This is a genomic window from Pseudomonas sp. SK3(2021) (genome assembly GCF_016772375.1).
GTDB classification, from domain to species: domain Bacteria; phylum Pseudomonadota; class Gammaproteobacteria; order Pseudomonadales; family Pseudomonadaceae; genus Aquipseudomonas; species Aquipseudomonas chlororaphis_I.
Window position 1 is genome coordinate 1,077,511 of record NZ_CP061943.1, and the last position, 16,279, is coordinate 1,093,789.

Annotated in this window: 14 protein-coding genes; 11 read left to right on the forward strand and 3 right to left on the reverse strand. The window is 64.5% G+C overall.

Annotated elements, in window-relative coordinates; all coding sequences use genetic code 11:
* Positions 1 to 3: 3 nt before the first annotated feature.
* The gene (locus IF690_RS04765) at positions 4 to 477 is read right to left on the reverse strand and encodes an Lrp/AsnC family transcriptional regulator (protein ID WP_009046863.1); all 474 of its coding nucleotides are present in this window, start codon (positions 475 to 477) and stop codon (positions 4 to 6) included.
* 184 nt (positions 478 to 661) lie between these two features.
* Here IF690_RS04765 and kynU point away from each other — a divergent pair, with 184 nt between their 5' ends.
* Together kynU and IF690_RS04775 are read left to right on the forward strand one after the other, a co-directional pair.
* A complete protein-coding gene (gene kynU / locus IF690_RS04770) occupies positions 662 to 1,912 on the forward strand; it encodes a kynureninase (protein ID WP_202699042.1) in 1,251 nt (416 codons plus the stop codon).
* 224 nt (positions 1,913 to 2,136) lie between these two features.
* A complete protein-coding gene (locus IF690_RS04775; RefSeq protein WP_202699043.1) occupies positions 2,137 to 3,549 on the forward strand; it encodes an amino acid permease in 1,413 nt (470 codons plus the stop codon).
* An 89-nt stretch (positions 3,550 to 3,638) separates the two neighbouring features.
* Here IF690_RS04775 and IF690_RS04780 read toward each other — a convergent pair whose 3' ends face one another.
* Positions 3,639 to 4,523, reverse strand: coding sequence for a LysR substrate-binding domain-containing protein (locus tag IF690_RS04780; protein ID WP_202699044.1), 885 nt, complete (start codon positions 4,521 to 4,523; stop codon positions 3,639 to 3,641).
* A gap of 199 nt (positions 4,524 to 4,722) precedes the next feature.
* Between IF690_RS04780 and IF690_RS04785 the strand changes: the two genes are divergently transcribed.
* Positions 4,723 to 5,487 carry a sulfite exporter TauE/SafE family protein gene (locus tag IF690_RS04785; RefSeq protein ID WP_202699045.1) on the forward strand — a complete coding sequence of 255 codons (765 nt, stop codon included), beginning with the start codon at positions 4,723 to 4,725 and terminating at the stop codon, positions 5,485 to 5,487.
* A gap of 204 nt (positions 5,488 to 5,691) precedes the next feature.
* On the opposite strand, the gene IF690_RS04790 is transcribed toward IF690_RS04785, so the two are convergent.
* A complete protein-coding gene (locus tag IF690_RS04790; RefSeq protein ID WP_016704181.1) occupies positions 5,692 to 6,006 on the reverse strand; it encodes a putative quinol monooxygenase in 315 nt (104 codons plus the stop codon).
* Positions 6,007 to 6,210: 204 nt separating this feature from the next.
* On the opposite strand from IF690_RS04790, the gene mdaB reads away from it, so the two are divergent.
* From mdaB to IF690_RS04830, 8 genes are all read left to right on the forward strand, one after another.
* A complete protein-coding gene (gene mdaB / locus IF690_RS04795) occupies positions 6,211 to 6,801 on the forward strand; it encodes an NADPH:quinone oxidoreductase MdaB (RefSeq protein ID WP_202699046.1) in 591 nt (196 codons plus the stop codon).
* Positions 6,802 to 6,974: 173 nt separating this feature from the next.
* A complete protein-coding gene (locus tag IF690_RS04800) occupies positions 6,975 to 7,886 on the forward strand; it encodes a LysR family transcriptional regulator (protein ID WP_202699047.1) in 912 nt (303 codons plus the stop codon).
* A gap of 214 nt (positions 7,887 to 8,100) precedes the next feature.
* Positions 8,101 to 8,994 (forward strand): NAD-dependent epimerase/dehydratase family protein, encoded by an 894-nt coding sequence (locus IF690_RS04805; RefSeq protein ID WP_202699048.1) that lies wholly within the window; start codon positions 8,101 to 8,103, stop codon positions 8,992 to 8,994.
* Between the two features lie 378 nt (positions 8,995 to 9,372).
* Positions 9,373 to 11,040 carry a gamma-glutamyltransferase gene (ggt, locus tag IF690_RS04810; protein WP_202699049.1) on the forward strand — a complete coding sequence of 556 codons (1,668 nt, stop codon included), beginning with the start codon at positions 9,373 to 9,375 and terminating at the stop codon, positions 11,038 to 11,040.
* 301 nt (positions 11,041 to 11,341) lie between these two features.
* Positions 11,342 to 12,268, forward strand: coding sequence for an IS110 family RNA-guided transposase (locus IF690_RS04815; protein ID WP_202698460.1), 927 nt, complete (start codon positions 11,342 to 11,344; stop codon positions 12,266 to 12,268).
* 243 nt (positions 12,269 to 12,511) lie between these two features.
* A complete protein-coding gene (locus tag IF690_RS04820) occupies positions 12,512 to 13,861 on the forward strand; it encodes a GntT/GntP/DsdX family permease (protein WP_202699050.1) in 1,350 nt (449 codons plus the stop codon).
* A 15-nt stretch (positions 13,862 to 13,876) separates the two neighbouring features.
* Positions 13,877 to 14,737, forward strand: coding sequence for a MurR/RpiR family transcriptional regulator (locus IF690_RS04825; RefSeq protein WP_202699051.1), 861 nt, complete (start codon positions 13,877 to 13,879; stop codon positions 14,735 to 14,737).
* Position 14,738: 1 nt separating this feature from the next.
* The gene (locus IF690_RS04830; protein WP_202699052.1) at positions 14,739 to 16,199 is read left to right on the forward strand and encodes an N-acyl-D-amino-acid deacylase family protein; all 1,461 of its coding nucleotides are present in this window, start codon (positions 14,739 to 14,741) and stop codon (positions 16,197 to 16,199) included.
* The last annotated feature ends 80 nt before the right edge of the window (positions 16,200 to 16,279 follow it).

The following is a 16,279-nucleotide window of genomic DNA, read 5'->3' on the forward strand; positions in this document are numbered from 1 at the left end:
GGCTTACTTGCGCAGCACCAGATCCAGCAGACCGTCCTGTTCCTTGATTTTCTGCAGGACGATTTCCGAGCGGATGTCGGTGACCCCGGACGTGCGGTTCAGGTGATTGACGATGAAATCCGAGAAGTGCTTGAGGTTGCGCGCCTGGACCCGCAGCACATAGTTGCTGGCGCCGGTGATCACATAGGCGGTCACCACTTCCGGCCACTGCTGGACCTTCTTGATAAAGGTTTCGTGCCAGTCCGCCACGTCCTGGCGCAGCGACACATGGACGATGGCCTCCAGCTCGATCCCCAGGCGCTCGGCGTTGAGCACCGCGCGATAGCCGCTGATGATGCCTTCGCCCTCCAGCAGGCGCAGGCGCCGCAGGCAGGCCGAGGGCGAGAGGGCGACTTTCTCCGCCAGTTCCTGGTTGCTGATACGGCCGTCCTGTTGCAGGAAGTGCAGGATTCGCAGGTCCGTCGAGTCGAGAATCATGGTTGGCATTTATCCGCGTTTTTTTAAGTTGTAGTCGAATAATCTTCGAGGTTGTGCCGCTCTCATAGCGCATTTTGCACGAAAATTCTCCAGGGCTTCGTTCATTATTTCTTCACCGCGCAGCCGCCGATGCCGCCCCCGGCGTTGTGTGCTGCCGTACGCCATAGTGAAAACAGGACCTCCCATGACAACAAGAAACCACTGCCTGGCCCTCGACGCACAGGACCCGCTGGCACCGCTGCGCCACCAGTTCGCGCTGCCCGACGGGGTGATCTATCTCGACGGCAACTCCCTCGGCGCGCGCCCGGTCGCGGCCCTGCAACGGGCGCAACAGGTGATTGCCGAGGAATGGGGCAATGGCCTGATCCGCAGCTGGAACACCGCCGGCTGGCGCGACCTGTCGCAGCGCCTGGGCGACCGCCTGGCCAAACTGATCGGCGCCGATGCCAACGAAGTGGTGATCACCGATACCACCTCGATCAACCTGTTCAAGGTGCTCGGCGCGGCCTTGCGGGTGCAGGCGCTCAAGGCGCCGCAGCGGCGGGTGATCGTCAGCGAGAGCAGCAACTTTCCCACTGACCTGTACATCGCCGAAGGCCTGACCGAGATGCTCCAGCAGGGTTATTCCCTGCGCCTGGTGGACAGCCCCGAGGAGCTGCCCCGGGCCATCGGCGAAGACACCGCGGTGGTCATGCTCACCCACGTCAACTACAAGACCGGCTATATGCACGACATGCCGGCGGTTACCGCGCTGACCCACGAATGCGGCGCACTGAGCCTGTGGGACCTGGCCCACTCCGCCGGCGCGGTGCCGGTGGACCTGAAGCGGGCCGGCGCCGACTACGCCATCGGCTGCACCTACAAATACCTCAACGGCGGCCCGGGCTCCCAGGCCTTCGCCTGGGTCTCGCCGGCGCTCTGCGACCTGGTCCGGCAGCCGCTGGCCGGCTGGTTCGGCCATGCGCGGCAGTTCGACATGGAAGCGCAATACCGGCCGAGCAGCGGCATCGCCCGCTACCTGTGCGGCACCCAGCCGATCACCTCGCTGGCCATGGTCGAGTGCGGCCTGGAGATCTTCGAGCAGACCGACATGGCCAGCCTGCGCCGCAAGTCCCTGGCCCTGACCGACCTGTTCATCGAACTGGTGGAGCAACGCTGTGCGGCCCACGGCCTGAAGCTGGTGACCCCGCGCGAACACGACAAGCGCGGCAGCCATGTCAGCTTCGAGCACCCCGAAGGTTATGCGGTGATCCAGGCCCTGATCGCCCGGGGCGTGATCGGCGACTACCGCGAACCGCGGATCATGCGCTTCGGCTTCACGCCGCTGTACACCCGCTTCAGCGAAGTCTGGGACGCGGTGCAGATCCTCGGTGAAATCCTCGACGAAAAAACCTGGGCCGAGCCGCGGTTCCAGATCCGCCACAGCGTGACCTGAACCCGGTTTCCACCCACCGCTGTAGCCGCTGCCGCAGGCTGCGATCGGCGGCGCAGCCGTCGCAAGCCCGGAGTCCACGGTCTGCCTGATAGACCGCGGCGCCTGGAAATGCGAGTCCTGCGGCCTCGAGCGCAGCCTGCGGCAGCGGCTACAGGGCGATACCACAACCGGCCAGGGACGGCTCGCGACACCGATCAACGCGTGCACACAATAATAAGAGGCTGATGAACGTGACCACGACCAACAAGGGTTTTGCAGCGATTTCCAACCGTGAACAGGGCTTGCGCCGCCAGCTCACGGCCGGGCAGATGAGCATGATCGCCATCGGCGGGGCAATCGGCACCGGGCTGTTCATGGGCAGTGCCTACGCCATCGGTTACGCCGGCCCCAGCGTGCTGCTCAGCTACGCCATCGGCGCGCTGATCACCCTGCTGCTGATGGGCTGCCTGGCGGAAATGACCGTGGCCCATTCCACCTCCGGTTCCTTCGGCGCCTACGCCGAGTTCTACATCAGCCCGCTGGCCGGGTTCCTGGTGCGCTATGCCTACTGGGCGGCCATCGTCCTGGCGGTCGGCGCCGAGGTCACGGCCATCGCCATGTACATGAAGTACTGGTTCGCCCACGTGCCGGAATGGGTGTGGATCGTCTCTTTCTCCAGCGTGCTGATCCTGCTCAACGCCATCAGCGTGAAAACCTTCGGCAACTTCGAGTACTGGTTCTCCACCATCAAGATCGCCGCCATCGTCGGCTTCATCATCCTCGCGGTGTACGTTGTGTTCGGCTCCGGCAATGCCGACTACGGTTTGCACAACTACAGCGCCCACGGCGGCTTTTTCCCCAACGGTATGCAGGGCATGTGGATCGCAGTGATCGTCTCGATCTTCAGCTACCTGAGCGTGGAGATGATCGCGGTGGCCGCCGGCGAGGCCGAGGACCCGCAGCGCGCGGTGAAAAAGGCCTTTCGCGCGACCATGGTGCGGCTGGTGGTGTTCTACCTGCTGACCCTGGCGCTGATGCTGGCCATCGTGCCCTGGGCCCAGGCCGGCAAGGCCCAGAGCCCATTCGTCACGGTGATGCAGACCCTCGGCATTCCCGGTGCCACCGGGGTGATGAACTTCGTGATCCTGATCGCCGCGCTGTCGGCCATGAACAGCCAGCTGTACATCACCACGCGCATGATGTTCAGCCTGTCCCGCGGTGGTTATGCCCCCAAGTCCATGGGCGCCCTGAGCAAGAGCGGCATCCCGCTGAACGCTTTGTTGCTGTCTAGTTCCGGCATCGGCCTGGCGACCCTGATCAACGTGCTGTACCCGGAAAGCTCGTTCACCCTGATGATGGCGATCTCGATGTTCGGCGCGATCTTCACCTGGTTCATGATCTTTCTCACCCACTACTGCTTCCGCCGTTACCACCAGCGTCATGGCGAGCAGCCGCTGTCGTTCCGCATGCGCCTGTTCCCCTGGAGCACGTTGCTGGGCCTGGTGCTGATGGGCGCAGTGATGATCACCACCTACTTCACCGAGGCCTTCAAGATGACCCTGGTGTTCGGCGTGCCGTTCCTGGCGATCCTGACCCTGGCGTACTGGCTGTTCTTCAGGAAATCCCGGGCGCCGGCAGGGGCGCTGTCCAAGGTCTGACCCAAAACCTGTAGGAGCGAGCTTGCTCGCGATCCGCGTAGCGGCCATCCACCGCGGATCGCGAGCAATCGAGCGTCGACCGGCTGCTCCTACAGCTGCCCCAGGGTTTTCAAGAGGGCCTTGGCATAGGGCGGCAGGGCGTTGAAGTCGCGGGCGCAGAGCAGCAACTTGCGTTGTGCCCAGGCCTCCACCAGCGGTAGCGCTTTGAGCGAGGCATCCGCCCCCCGGCGTTCGACGGCGGCCCGGGGCACCACCGCCAGCCCGGCGCCCCGGGCGACCATGCGCAGCACCCCGTCGAAGCCGTCGGCGCGGATGCGGATCGGCATCCGCAGCCCCAGGTGCAGGGCCTGTTCTTCCAGGTACACGGCCAGGGCGCTGTGGGCGGCGAGGCCGACATAGTCGTGGTGCAGGCTGTCGTTGAAACTCACCGCCCGAGCGTCCGCCAGCGGGTGGCGGGCGGGCAGGACCAGCACCAGCGGGTCGTCGCGAAAGGCCAGGGTCTGCAAGTCCTGGGTATCCACCGCGTCGGACACTATCCCCAGGTCCGCCGCGCCCTGGCGCAGGGCGTGGGTGATGCGCAGGCTGGGCAGTTCCTGCAGGTCGATATCGAGGTTGGGGTGGGCGCAGAGAAAGTCCGCCAGCGGCTCCGGCAGGTATTCGGTGATCGCCGTGGTGTTGCACAACAGGCGCACCTGGCCTTTGACGCCCCGGGCGTATTCGGCCAGGTCCTGCTGCAGGTGTTCGGCCTGTTGCAGCAGGCCGCGTGCGTGCTGGGCCAGGGCCTTGCCGGCGGGTGTCGGGCTGACGCCACGGCGGCCGCGCAGGAGGAATTCGCTGCCCAGGGACGCTTCCATGGCGCGGATCCGCGCACTGGCGGCGGCCAGGGACAAATGGCTGCGGCTGGCGCCGGCGGTGATATTGCCGGCGTCGAGGATGTTCAGGTACAGGCGCAGGTCGGTCAGGTCGAAGTGCATGGGTGGGGTCCCTTGAAAGCGCCGCTGCGCGGCTATCGCGAGCAAGCTCGCTCCTACAGATGACCGTCTTCTGTAGGAGCGAGCTTGCTCACGATAGGGCCATCACAGCCACTGAAAATCTCCAGCCTCTGGCCAGGCAAGAGGCTGCCTCAGTATATGGCAGATTTTCAGCCCACCGCCGCAGGCGCAGGATAGCGCCATGAACACTTCCCTCGCGTTTTACCAGAACCTCGGTGTGCTCCTGTCCCTGCTGGTGATCGGCACCTTTGTCCTGGCCGGCATGATCAAGGGCGTGATCGGCCTCGGCCTGCCGACCATCGCCATGGGCCTGCTCGGCCTGGCTATGGCACCGACGCAGGCTGCGGCGCTGTTGCTCATTCCGGCGACCCTGACCAATGTCTGGCAACTGGCGTTTGGCGGGCACTTGCTGGGCTTGCTCAAGCGTTTGTGGCCGATGCTGCTGGCGATCGTTATCGGCACCGGCCTGGGCAGCCTGTGGTTGGGGATCGACGGCGGGCGCTGGGTGGTGCGGGCGTTGGGGGCGGCGTTATTGCTTTATGCCCTGAGCGGCTTGCTGCTGCCGACCCTGCGACTGCGGCCGCGAATGGAAGCCTGGCTGGGCCCGGCCTGTGGCCTGGTGACGGGCGTCATCACTTCGGCCACCGGGGTATTTGTGATCCCGGCGGTGCCTTACCTGCAAGCCTTGGGGTTGCACAAGGACGAACTGGTGCAGGCCCTGGGGCTGTCGTTCACCGTCTCGACCCTGGCCCTGGCGGCCGGCCTGTACTGGCGCGGCGCCCTGGGCGGCGGTGAACTCAGCGCCTCGTTGCTGGCGCTGATCCCGGCGCTACTCGGCATGTGGCTGGGCCAGGCGCTGCGCCAGCGCATCAGCGCCCTGTTGTTCAAGCGGGTGTTCTTTTGTGGCCTGGGGTTGCTTGGCGGCCACCTGTTGATCAGCGGCTAGGCTCTGTACGAAAAGTGGCTGCGCGCTGGGCGCCTTCAGCGCTACGCAGGCCGTGCTGCATGCTGGGCACCTCCGGCGCTACGCAAAAACAGGCTCGTGCGCGAGTCCGATCGGCATGCTCATGTAGGCCCCTACAGTCAGGCGCGACCCCGGCCGTACCTCGCCTGTTTTGGCCTTGCCTGACCTTCCTCGCCGACTTTTCGTTCAGCGGCTAGCGGACGACGGGCTGAGCATGTCGATGCGGCGGATATCGAAGTCGCGTTCCAGGTAATCCATGCGCTTGTCGAAGAACGCCTTCATGTGCGGCAGGTTGGAGTGCACGTCCAGGTGCGCCTGGGATTCCCAGATCTCATAGAAGATGAACAGGCTCGGGTCCTGCTGGTCGCGCAGCATGTGGTACTCGATGCAGCCGGGTTCGGCGCGGCTTGGCTCGACATAGGCGCGAAACAACGCCTCGAAGGCCTCGGACATTTCCGGGCGGGTCTTGGCGTGGAGGATAAAACCGTGCTGTTCGGACATGGTGTGGTTCCTGGGAAAGGGAATTTTTAAAAATTCTACGACACGAATCCGCCGCCTATTCGTGCGTATTGGTCAAATGTTTTTTGCCGGGATCGCGCTTATTCATATCGTCTTTCAACGATATTCTCCGCCCCATCGTTTTTAATCTTCTCGACCCGGCCTTGCAGCGCAACGCCAAAGGGTTGTTCCTGATGAGGCTGGATCATGAAAAAAGTACTGTTGCTCAACGGTGGCAAGAAGTTCGCCCACTCCGACGGTCGTTATAACGCGACCCTGCATGAAGCCGCGGTGGCGGTGCTGGACCGTGGCGGCGTGGACGTGAAAGTCACCCACATCGACGAGGGCTACGACATCAAGGAAGAAGTGGCCAAGTTCCTCTGGGCCGACGTGATCGTCTACCAGATGCCGGGCTGGTGGATGGGCGCGCCCTGGATCGTGAAAAAGTACATCGACGAAGTCTTCACCGAGGGCCACGGCAGCCTCTACGCCAGCGACGGCCGCACCCGCTCCGACGCCTCGCAGAAATACGGCAGCGGCGGCCTGATCCACGACAAGCAGTACATGTTGTCGCTGACCTGGAACGCTCCGCAGCAAGCCTTCGACGACCCGAGCGACTTCTTCGAAGCCAAGGGCGTGGACGCGGTGTACTTCCCGTTCCACAAGGCCAACCAGTTCCTCGGCATGCGCGGCCTGCCGACCTTCCTCTGCGTCGACGTGATGAAGCGCCCGAACATCGAGGCCGATGTGCAGCGTTATGAAGAACACCTCAAGGCGGTGTTCAACCTCCCCGCGTAAATCCGGCTACTATCGGTGGCGTGCCGTGTAGCCCGATGCGGGACCTGTAGCCGCTGCCGCAGGCTGCGATCGACCGCGGAGCGGGCGCCGCTCTTGGGGCCCTCGAAGGTCCTGCGGACCTTATCGCAGCCTGCGGCAGCGGCTACAGGCGCCCAACCGAATAGAGGACTTACGTGAAAGCCAGATCCGACGAACTCCAGATCTTCGTCTGCGTCATCGAGTGCGGTTCGATTTCCGCGGCGGCCGAGCAGGTCGGGCAGACGCCATCGGCGGTCAGCCGCACCCTGTCTCGCCTGGAAGCCAAGCTCGATACCACGCTGATCAACCGCACCACGCGGCGCATGGACCTGACCGAAGAGGGCAAGTACTTCTTCGAGCACGCCAAGCTGATCCTCGACCAGATGGACGAGCTCGAAGAACGCCTGTCGTCCCGCCAGCAGACGCCCTCCGGGCGTTTGCGCATCAACGCGGCCTCGCCGTTCATGCTGCACGCCATCGTGCCCTACATCGCCGAGTTCCGTAGCCTGTACCCGGATATCCAGCTGGAGCTCAACAGCAACGACCTGATCATCGACCTGCTGGAGCAGAGCACCGATATCGCGATCCGCATCGGTACCCTGGCGGACTCGACCCTGCATGCGCGCTCGCTCGGTTGCAGCCCGCTGCATATCCTCGCCAGCCCCGCCTACCTGAAGCAGCACGGCACCCCCGGCAGCGTGGCCGAGCTGAGCGAACATACCCTGCTGGGCTTCACCCAGACCGAAACCCTCAACCACTGGCCGCTGCGCCATGTGCACGGCGACCGCTGGCCGATCCAGCCGGGCATCAGCGCCTCCAGCGGTGAGACGGTGCGCCACCTGGCGCTGGAAGGGCAGGGCATTGCCTGCCTGTCGCATTTCATGACCATCGACGACATCCGCGCCGGGCGCCTCACACCGATCCTCTCGGAGTTCAACAGCGGCTATCGCCAGCCGATCAACGCCGTGTACTACCGCAACTCGCAGTTGGCCCTGCGCATCCAGTGCTTCCTCGACTTTATCCAGGGCAAGCTGGCCGATTACGCCAACCCGCTGTTCGAAGGCTGAGGCCTTTCTGCTGTAGGAGGAGCCGGCTCGCCTTGCACCGCCCGGGCAGATGGCATCGCTGGCAAGCCAGCTCCTGCAGCGATCAATTCCCGTGGGAAGGCTGATCCCTGATTCGTGACCCCTGCGCAAGAGTGATTTGGGCCAGCCTACCTGTTTCGGCAGGAGTCGCCCGCCGATACTGGCGCCATCGCTTACCCACCCAGGGAGTTTCTCCATGAATGTATTCGTTACCGGCGCCGCGGGTTTTATCGGCGGCTCCATCGCCACCGGCCTGGTCCAGGCCGGCCATCAAGTCACCGGCCTGGTGCGCAGCGCCGAACAGGCCGCCGAACTCAGTGCCCTGGGCATCCAGCCGGTGCTCGGCAGCCTGGATGACAGCGCCGTGCTGACCGAGCAGGCCCGCGCCGCGGATGCGGTGATCAACGCCGCCAGCAGCGACCATCGCGGCGCGGTGGAAGTCCTGCTCGCGGCCCTCAAGGGCTCGAACAAGGTCTTCCTGCACACCAGCGGTTCGAGCATCGTCGGCGACGCTTCGGGCGGCCAGGTCAGCGACATCATCTACCCGGAAAACAACCTGCCGGAGCCCACCGTCGACAAGGCCGCGCGCGTGGCCATCGACAACCGGGTGCTGGCCGCGGCCAAGGAGGGGGTCAACTCGGCGGTGCTCTGCAACACCCTGATCTACGGCCACAGCCTCGGGGTGAAACGCGACAGCGTGCAACTGCCGCGACTGCTCAAGCAGGCGCGCAACAGCGGTGTGGTGCGGCATGTCGGGCCGGGGCAGAACATCTGGTCCAACGTGCACATCGAAGACGTGGTGGCGCTGTACCTGCTGGCGCTGACCCGCAACATCCCGGGCACTTTCTACTTCGTCGAAAGCGGTGAAGCCTCGTTCATCGACATGACCACCGCCATGGCCCAGGCCCTGCACCTCGGCGCGCCGCAGGACTGGCCGTTGGCCCAGGCGGAAGCCGAATGGGGCTATGAAATGGCCAACTACGGCCTGGGCTCCAACAGCCGGGTGCGGGGCAAGAATGCCCGCGAGTTGTTGGGCTGGGTACCGCGGCGCACTTCGGTGCTGGAGTGGATTCGCCACGAGATGGTCTGAGCCGCTATCCCTGTAGTCGCTGTCGAGCGCCTGCGAGGCTGCGCTCGGCGGCGTAGCCGTCGTAAACCGGCTGGCGCGTTTTTCCAGGCAGTTCGCGGATTCAGGTTTTGCGGCAACTGCGTTGCCGATCGCAGCCTCGCAGGCTCGGCGGCGGCTACACGGACAGCGTGATCCTGTAGCCGCTGCTGCAGGCTCGGGCCGCGTTCGGACGATCGACCGGTACGGTCGTGACGACCTCAAGCGCGGCACCCTAGCCACCGTCACTCCTCCCCTCGCCAGACGGCCGCTTCAAGCGGCCGTTTTTATTTGCCGATTGCTCCGCCACCGATCTTGCCCCTATCGTTCGACCTGCCAAAAAACAATAAAAGGACGGACCTTATGCGCATTGTTCTGTTTAAGACCCTGGCTCTGACAGCGGCCATCGCTGTCAGCTCGCCGACCTTCGCCGCGTTGCTCGAAGGTGGCGCGGTCGCCGCACCGAACCAGTATGGCGCCGATGTCGCGGCGCAGGTGCTGAAGAAGGGCGGCAACGCGGTGGACGCCGCGGTCGCCACCGCCTTCACCCTGGCGGTGACCTACCCCGAGGCCGGCAACATTGGCGGCGGCGGTTTCATGACCCTGTTCATCGACGGCAAACCCTACTTCCTCGACTACCGCGAAACCGCGCCCAAGGCCGCGACCCGCGACATGTACCTGAACGAAAAGGGCGAGGTCATCGAGAACCTCAGCCTGGTCGGCGCGCGCGCCGCGGGGGTGCCGGGCACGGTGATGGGCCTGTGGGAGGCGCACAAGAAGTTCGGCAAGCTGCCCTGGAGCGAGCTGATCACCCCGGCGGTGGGTTATGCGAAAAACGGCTTCAAGGTCGCCGACAAGCAGTACCAGTACCGCGAGGACGCACTGAAGCTGTTCAAGGACAGCACCAATTTCGGCGACTACTTCGGCAGCATGAAATCGGGCGAGACCTTCCGCCAGCCGGAGCTGGCCGCGACCCTGGAGCGCATCGCCGACCAGGGCGTCAAGGAATTCTACGAAGGCAAGACCGCCGACCTGCTGGTGGCGCAGATGCAGGCCGACAAGGGCCTGATCACCAAGCAGGACTTGCAGGACTACAAGGTCGCCTGGCGTGAGCCGCTGCAGGTCAACTGGCGCGGCAACACGCTGTACACCGCGCCGCCGCCCAGCTCCGGCGGTGTGGCCCTGGCGCAGCTGATGACCATCAAGGAAGCGCGCACGGCGGACTTCAAGGGCGTCGAGCTGAACTCGGCCAAGTACATCCACCTGCTGGCGGAAATTGAAAAACGTGTGTTCGCCGACCGTGCCGATTACCTCGGCGACCCGGCGTTCTCCGAGGTGCCGGTCAAGCAGCTGACCGACCCGGCCTACCTGAAAAAACGCGCCGCCGAGATCAACCCGACGGCCATCTCGGCCACCGAAAAAGTCCGCCCGGGCCTTGAACCGCACCAGACCACCCATTTCTCCATCGTCGACGCCGACGGCAACGCGGTGAGCAATACCTACACCCTCAACTGGGACTACGGCAGCGGCGTGGTGGTCAAGGGCGCGGGGTTCCTGCTCAACGACGAAATGGACGATTTCAGCGCCAAGCCCGGCGTGGCCAATGCCTTTGGCGTGGTCGGCGGCGACGCCAACGCCATCGCCCCGGGCAAGCGCATGCTGTCGTCCATGAGCCCGAGCCTGGTGACCCGCGACGGCAAGGTCACCCTGGTGCTGGGCACGCCGGGCGGGTCGCGGATCTTCACCTCGATCTTCCAGGTGCTGAACAACCTCTACGACTTCAACCTGCCGCTGGAAAAAGCCGTGGCCGCGCAGCGCGTGCATCACCAGTTGCTGCCCAAGGACACGATCTACTTCGACGCCTATGCGCCGCTCAGCGGCAAGGTCGCCGACGAGCTGAAAGCCATGGGCTACACCCTGGAAGACCAGGGCTGGGAGATGGGCGATATCCAGGCGATCCGGGTCACCGGCCGCCAGCTGGAAACGGCCTCCGATCCGCGCGGACGTGGTGTGGGCAAAGTCGTCAAATAACCTGCCCCTGTAGGAGCAGCCGGTCGACGCTCGATTGCTCGCGATTAGGGCCACGCGGTGGGGCAGGCATGACGCCATCGCGAGCAAGCTCGCTCCTTATCTGTTCTAGATCTGCCAGATTGGGTGTCGAGAGTCGGCATGGACGATCGCTAGCTCCTAGATTCAAACGATCGTGCTGTAGCAAGGTCTCCATGCCGATCTCTCCTCAACTACGCCCGTACAGTTGCTCGAGCCGACACTCGAAGATAAGGCTGGGCTGCCGAGGAGAACTCTCGACGTCTCAAGACTAGAGGAGATCATCATGGGTTGCATAGGCGCCGGTATCGATGTGAGCAAGGACACTTTGGATGTGAAGGTGGACAAACATGGACCACAACTACACACCTCCAATGATTCGGCAGGATGGCAGCAGGTGATTGCTTGGCTAACGCCATTCGCTCCTCAGCAAGTGGTCCTGGAAGCAACCGGTGGCTATGAGCTGCAAGCGTTGAAGGCGCTCTATGCCGCTGGCTTGCCCATGGTCAGAGTCAATCCTCGACAGGCTCGGGACTTTGCTCGTTCAACAGGCCAGTTGGCGAAAACCGACCGCCTGGATGCTTGCGTCCTTGCCCATATGGCAAGCGTCCTCAAGCTCAATCGCTATCAGCCCCCAAACGAAGAAACTCAGTTTCTGCACGCTTGTCATCGCCGCCGCCAGCAAGTGGTGCAAATGCTGGCGGCAGAAAAGCAGCGGCGACGCCTGACTGAGCAACCGGCCATGCGTTTAATGCTTGAACGCAATATCCAGCGCCTGGAAGCCGACCGAGACGAGCTGGACATGCACATTAGCGAGCAGCTCAAGGGGTCGGTACAGGCCCAGGTGGCCTCGGCGATCAAAGGTGTTGGCCCTGTTGTTCTCTCGACTCTTGTTTGTGACATGCCTGAGCTAGGCCACTTGAATCGCAAGGCGATTGCCAAGCTCTACGGTGTAGCGCCACTTGCCAAAGATAGCGGCAGGTCCCATGGGCGACGGATTACCTGGGGTGGTCGGGCCAATCCGCGAGCGATGATCTACATGGCGGCTTTGAGTGCGGTTCGCTATGACCCGGTGCTCAAAACGTTTTACGAGGGGCTGGTTGGTCGGGGCAAACCAAAGAAGCTGGCGCTGGTCGCTGCCATGCGCAAGCTCATCACAATTCTGAACGCGCGAATGCGCGAAGCCTTCCAGGCTTCTGCGCAAATCACGTGAGAAACACAGTTGCTACAGGCAACCATTTCACCCCGTGGTCAGCCGCCGCGGGGTTCTACTCCTTCCGCTACAGCGGATGAAAATACCCCTCGTCGATTTTCATTATTCGCGACACGGCATATCCGTCCGCGACAAAGCTTGTCTCTGTGCGAAAGTTACTTTCATGTGGTTTGAAAATCAGGTCACGAAATGATTTATGAGTTTCACAAGCATTCGACGTGACCCTTTTTCGAGGAGTACCGCATGACACCTGCATCGGGCTACTGGCTGCTGGGCTATGCCGCCATCGCCATCATCGCGCTGATCGTCCTGATCGCGCGTTACCGGATCAATCCGTTCATTGTCATCACCCTGGTCTCGGTGGGCCTGGCGCTGATGGCCGGGATGCCGCCGTCCGGCGTGGTCGGGGCCTATGAGGCGGGGGTCGGCAAGACCCTGGGGCACATCGCCCTGGTGGTGGCCCTGGGCACCATGCTCGGCAAGATGATGGCCGAGTCCGGCGGCGCGGAGCAGGTGGCGCGGACCCTGATCGACCGTTTCGGCGAGCGCAACGCGCACTGGGCGATGGTCTGCATCGCCTTCCTGGTGGGCCTGCCGCTGTTCTTCGAAGTCGGTTTCGTGTTGCTGGTGCCGATCGCCTTCACCGTGGCGAAGCGTGTCGGCGTGTCGATCCTGATGGTCGGCCTGCCGATGGTCGCCGGCCTGTCGGTGGTGCATGCCCTGGTGCCGCCGCACCCGGCGGCGATGCTGGCGGTGCAGGCCTATCAGGCGTCGGTGGGGCAGACCCTGCTGTACGCGATCCTGATCGGCATTCCCACGGCGATCATCGCCGGCCCCGTGTACGCCAAATTCATCGTGCCGCGCATCCAGCTGCCGGCGCAGAACCCGCTGGCGCGCCAGTTCATCGACCGCGAGCCGCGCACCCGCCTGCCCAGTTTCGCGGTCACCATGGCCACCATCCTGTTGCCGGTGGTGCTGATGCTGATCGGCGGCTGGGCCAACCTGCTCTCCACCCCGGGCAGCGGCCTCAACCAGTTCCTGCTGTTTATCGGCAACTCGGTGATCGCCCTGTTGCTGGCGACCCTGCTGAGCTTCTGGACCCTCGGCCTGGCCCAGGGCTTCAACCGTGAATCGATCCTCAGGTTCACCAACGAATGCCTGGCGCCGACCGCCAGCATCACCCTGCTGGTGGGCGCCGGTGGCGGCCTGAACCGGATCCTGGTGGACGCCGGGGTCACCGACCAGATCGTCGGCCTGGCCCATGAGTTCCAGTTGTCGCCGCTGCTGATGGGCTGGCTGTTCGCCGCGCTGATGCGCATCGCCACCGGCTCGGCCACCGTGGCCATGACCACCGCTTCGGGCGTGGTGGCGCCGGTGGCCATCGGCCTGGGTTATCCCCACCCGGAACTGCTGGTGCTGGCCACCGGCGCCGGCTCGGTGATCTTCTCCCACGTCAACGACGGCGGCTTCTGGCTGATCAAGGAATACTTCAATATGACCGTGACCCAGACCTTCAAGACCTGGACGGTGCTGGAGACCCTGATCTCGGTGGTCGCCTTTGCCCTGACCGTCGGTCTTGCCCAACTGCTTTGAGCCCAGGTGCCGCCAATGGACATCCTCTACCAGATCCGTTCCCGCCAGGACTCCTTCAGCGCCGGCGAAGGCCGCATCGCCCGGCTGATGCTGGATGACGTCGGCTTCGCCGCCTCGGCCAGCCTCGAAGAACTGGCGCAGCAGGCGCAAGTCAGCGCCGCCACCCTGTCGCGTTTTGCCCGCAGCGTGGGCTGTCGCGACCTGCGCGACCTGCGCCTGCAACTGGCCCAGGCCAGCGGCGTTGGCAGCCGTTTTCTCGACCCGGCGGACGCGCCGGAGCAGTCGGGTTTCTACCGGCAGATCGTCGGCGATATCGAGTCGACCCTGCACCAGCACCTGGCGGGGTTCGACGAGTCGCGCTTCAGGGATGCGGTGCGGCTGCTGGGCAAGGCGCAGATGATTCACGCCTTCGGCATGGGCGGCTGTTCCACCTTGTGCAGCGACGAATTGCAGGTGCGCCTGGTGCGCCTCGGCTACCCCATCGCCGCCTGCCACGACCCGGTGATGATGCGGGTGACCGCCGCGGCTTTGGGCCCGCAGCATGCGTTGATCGCCTGCTCCCTGACCGGCATCACCCCCGAATTGCTGGAGACCGTCGAACTGGCCCGCAGCTACGGCGCCAGCGTGCTCGCCATCACCCTGACCGACTCGCCGTTGGCGCAGTTGGCGGACGTGCTGCTGCCGCTGCAAAGCGCCGAGACCTCCTTCATCTACAAACCCACGGCCGCGCGCTACGGCATGCTGCTGGCCATCGACGTGCTGGCCACCGAGCTGGCGCTGGCCCTGCCCGAAGACAACCAGGAACGCCTGCGCCGGATCAAACTGGCCCTGGACGATTACCGCGGCGGCGACGATTGCCTGCCGCTGGGAGACTGACATGCTTTACGACACCCTGATCCGCAACGCCCTGGTGATCGATGGCCGCGACCGCCCGGGTTACCCCGCGGATGTCGCGCTGCTCGAGGGCCGCATCGCCCGCATCGGCGACCTGCAAGGCTCCCGCGCCACTGAAGAAATCGACGCCGCCGGGCAGGTGCTGGCCCCCGGTTTTATCGATGTGCACACCCACGACGACACCGTGGTGATCCGCCAGCCGCAGATGCTGCCCAAGCTCAGCCAGGGCGTGACCACGGTGATTGTCGGCAACTGCGGCATCAGCGCCTCGCCAGTGAGTCTGCGCGCCGATCCACCCGACCCGATGAACCTGCTGGGCAGCCAGGCGGCCTTCGTCTACCCGCGTTTTCGCGACTACCGCGACGCGGTGGACGCCGCGCAACCGGCGGTCAATGTAGCGGCGCTGATCGGCCACACGGCGCTGCGCAGCAACCATCTGGACGACCTCTATCGCACCGCCACGACCGGGGAAATCGCCGCCATGCGCGAACAACTGCGCGCCAGCCTGGAAGACGGCGCCCTGGGTTTATCCACCGGCCTGGCCTACGCCAGCGCCTTCTCGGCCGAGACCGACGAGGTGTTGCAACTGGCCGAGGAACTGAGCGCCTTCGGCGCGGTGTACACCACCCACCTGCGCAGCGAATTCGAGCCGGTGCTGGAGGCCATGGACGAGGCGTTCCTGATCGGTCGCCAGGCCAAGGCGCCGGTGATCATTTCCCACCTCAAATGCGCGGGGGCGGGCAACTGGGGCCGCAGTCCGCAGTTGCTGGCGTCCCTGGAACAGGCGGCGCAGGACCATCCGGTGGGCTGCGACTGCTACCCCTACGCGGCCAGTTCCTCGACCCTCGACCTCAAGCAGGTCACCGACGCTTTTCGCATCACCATCACCTGGTCCACCCCGCACCCGGAACTGGGCGGCCGCGACCTGATGGACATCGCCGCCGAGTGGCGCACGACCCTGCTGGACGCCGCGCGGCGCCTGCAACCGGCCGGCGCGGTGTACTACGGCATGGACGAGGCCGATGTGCGGCGCATCCTTGCCCATCCGCTGGCGATGATCGGTTCCGACGGCCTGCCGGAAGACCCATTCCCCCATCCACGGCTGTGGGGCGCTTTCCCACGGGTGCTCGGGCACTTCAGCCGCGACCTCGGCCTGTTCCCACTGCACACCGCCGTGCACAAGATGACCGGCCTGTCGGCGGCGCGCTTCGGCCTCAGGCAGCGCGGCGAAATCCGCGAAGGGCACTGGGCCGACCTGGTGTTGTTCGACCCGGCGCGGGTCCGCGATGTCGCCGACTTCAAAAGCCCGCAACAGGCCGCCGAGGGGATCGAGGGCGTGTGGGTCAATGGCGTGCGCAGCTATGCCGAAGGCCAGGCCAACGGCCGCAGGCACGGGCGCTTCCTGGCGCGGGAAGGGGATTTGCGCGAAGGGTTCGACGGCTGAAGGCGCGCGGCACCGAATAGGTGAACGCCGTCACAATGATGGCCTGATGATATTAAAGAAAGCCTTGGCCTCGCCGAAGT

Coding starts and splice junctions, on each gene's coding strand:
- IF690_RS04830 (WP_202699052.1), top strand. CDS start 14,739: ATGCTTTACGACACCCTGATCCGCAACGCCCTGGTGATCGATGGCCGC.
- kynU (WP_202699042.1), top strand. CDS start 662: ATGACAACAAGAAACCACTGCCTGGCCCTCGACGCACAGGACCCGCTG.
- IF690_RS04805 (WP_202699048.1), top strand. CDS start 8,101: ATGAATGTATTCGTTACCGGCGCCGCGGGTTTTATCGGCGGCTCCATC.
- IF690_RS04790 (WP_016704181.1), bottom strand. CDS start 6,006: ATGTCCGAACAGCACGGTTTTATCCTCCACGCCAAGACCCGCCCGGAA.
- IF690_RS04785 (WP_202699045.1), top strand. CDS start 4,723: ATGAACACTTCCCTCGCGTTTTACCAGAACCTCGGTGTGCTCCTGTCC.
- IF690_RS04820 (WP_202699050.1), top strand. CDS start 12,512: ATGACACCTGCATCGGGCTACTGGCTGCTGGGCTATGCCGCCATCGCC.
- IF690_RS04815 (WP_202698460.1), top strand. CDS start 11,342: ATGGGTTGCATAGGCGCCGGTATCGATGTGAGCAAGGACACTTTGGAT.
- IF690_RS04780 (WP_202699044.1), bottom strand. CDS start 4,523: ATGCACTTCGACCTGACCGACCTGCGCCTGTACCTGAACATCCTCGAC.
- IF690_RS04775 (WP_202699043.1), top strand. CDS start 2,137: ATGAACGTGACCACGACCAACAAGGGTTTTGCAGCGATTTCCAACCGT.
- IF690_RS04765 (WP_009046863.1), bottom strand. CDS start 477: ATGATTCTCGACTCGACGGACCTGCGAATCCTGCACTTCCTGCAACAG.
- mdaB (WP_202699046.1), top strand. CDS start 6,211: ATGAAAAAAGTACTGTTGCTCAACGGTGGCAAGAAGTTCGCCCACTCC.
- ggt (WP_202699049.1), top strand. CDS start 9,373: ATGCGCATTGTTCTGTTTAAGACCCTGGCTCTGACAGCGGCCATCGCT.
- IF690_RS04825 (WP_202699051.1), top strand. CDS start 13,877: ATGGACATCCTCTACCAGATCCGTTCCCGCCAGGACTCCTTCAGCGCC.